The sequence below is a fragment of the Rhizobacter sp. P2_D12 genome (assembly GCF_056404395.1).
The window spans coordinates 1-1,887 of record NZ_JBFUEB010000267.1; the positions used below are offsets into that span (position 1 = coordinate 1).

1 protein-coding gene is annotated in these 1,887 nt (G+C 72.3%); it reads left to right on the plus strand.

What is annotated here, in order from left to right; all coding sequences use genetic code 11:
- Positions 1 to 1,887: pseudouridine synthase (locus AC1DYN_RS32305; RefSeq protein ID WP_477966847.1), on the plus strand; the 1,887-nt coding region annotated here is incomplete at both ends.

Sequence of the window (1,887 nt, forward strand, 5' to 3'; positions counted from 1 at the left end):
CCGCATGAACCAAGCTGACGACTCTTCGACGACCCTGCCGCCTGACGCCGATGCCGGCGAGGCGGCGGCCGCGAAGCCCAAGCGTCGACGCACCGCCAAGGTGGCCGCCGAGGTCGCCGAGGCCGGGACCGAAGCCGCTGTCACTGGAACCGCCGAAGCCGCTGCAGCGCCGGTGGCCGAGGGTGGCGAGCCGGCACCCAAGCCGGCTCGCAAACGCAAGAGCGCGGTGAAGGCCGACGCCGAACCCGCGGCGGCGACGGTCGAGGCTGCGCCTGTGCCGGCGCCCGAGCAGCCACCCGCTGAGCCGCCGCTGGTGCTGCAGGCAGCAGTGCCGCCGGTGGTCGCCGAAGGACCGGTGTTGTTCACCGTCGGCGAGGTCCAGCCCGATCTGCCCCCCGACTGGGATCCGCCGGGCCTCGAGCGCGAGGTCGACGAGAACGGCGTGCCGACACGCGCATCGCGCAACCGCCGCCGCGGTGGGCGCAAGGAGCAACAGCGTCGCCTGGAGGGCGGCGTCGAAGGCGAGGGTGCGCCCCAAGCCGCGGCTGCCGTCGCGATGCCGGATGCCGGCGAGCTGTTCGCGACCGTGCTGTCCGGTGATTTCGATGCCGAGTTGCCGGAGTCGGCGCAAGCGCCGTCCGAGCCTGTCGAGCAAGTGGCTGCGGCCGTTGCCGAGGACGATGCGGACGATCAGGACGGCGACACTGCCGAAACCGCGTCCGAAGACCCGGCCGAGCGCAAGCGCGTGCTGCAGGCCGACCCCGATGCTCCCAAGCTGCACAAGGTGCTGGCGCAGGCCGGCGTCGGGTCGCGCCGCGACATGGAAGAGATGATTGCCGACGGCCGCATCACCGTGAACGGCCAGGCCGCGCACACCGGCCAGCGCATCTCGTTCGGCGACCAGATCAAGGTCGACGGCAAGCCGGTGCGCGTGCGCATCGTGCCGCCGGCGCCGCGCATCATCGCGTACCACAAGCCGGTCGGCGAGGTCGTCACGAACGACGACCCGCAGCACCGCCCGACGGTGTTCCGCCGCCTGCCGCGCCTGCAGCAGGGCAAGTGGCAGTCGGTGGGTCGCCTCGACCTGAACACCGAAGGCCTGCTGCTGTTCACCAACTCCGGCGAACTGGCCAACCAGCTCATGCACCCGCGCTTCGGCGTCGAGCGCGAGTACGCAGTGCGCGTGCTCGGCACGCTGGAAGAAGGCGACAAGGCCAAGCTGCTCGCCGGCGTGCCGGTCGAGGGCCAGACCGCGGCCTTCAAGTCGATCACCGACGGCGGCGGCGAAGGCGCGAACCACTGGTACCGCGTCGTCATCACCGAAGGCCGCAACCGCGAGGTGCGCAAGCTGTTCGACACCGTCGGCCTGACGGTCAGCCGCCTGATCCGCATCCGCTACGGCACCGTGGTGCTGCCGCGCGGCCTGAAGCGCGGCGTCTGGGTCGACCTCGACGAGAACGACGTGCGCACCATCCGCCGCCTGGCGGGCGGCGGCGACGGCCAGCGCCGCGACAACAACAACTCGCGCAACGACAACCGCAACGACCGCGGCGGCCGCGGCAATCCGCAGCAGAACAGCAACGCCGGCGGCGGCAACAACAACCGCCCGCGCAACGAGCGCGATGGCCAGCAGCGCCCGAACGACCGGCAAGACCGCGGCCCGCGCGGCAACCGCAACCCGCAGGGCCCGAACCAGGGCCAGCCGGTGCCGGCCCAGGCGCGCGAGCGCAGTGCCGACAGCTTCGACCGCGACGACGAGGACCTGGATTTCGACCCGGCCAAGATCCCGAACCCGCTCGAACAGACCTTCGACAAGCGCTTCGTGCAGAAGCCGCGCAGCCCGGCGGGCGGCTCGGGCTTCGGCCGCGGCGGCGGCGGCTTCGGCCC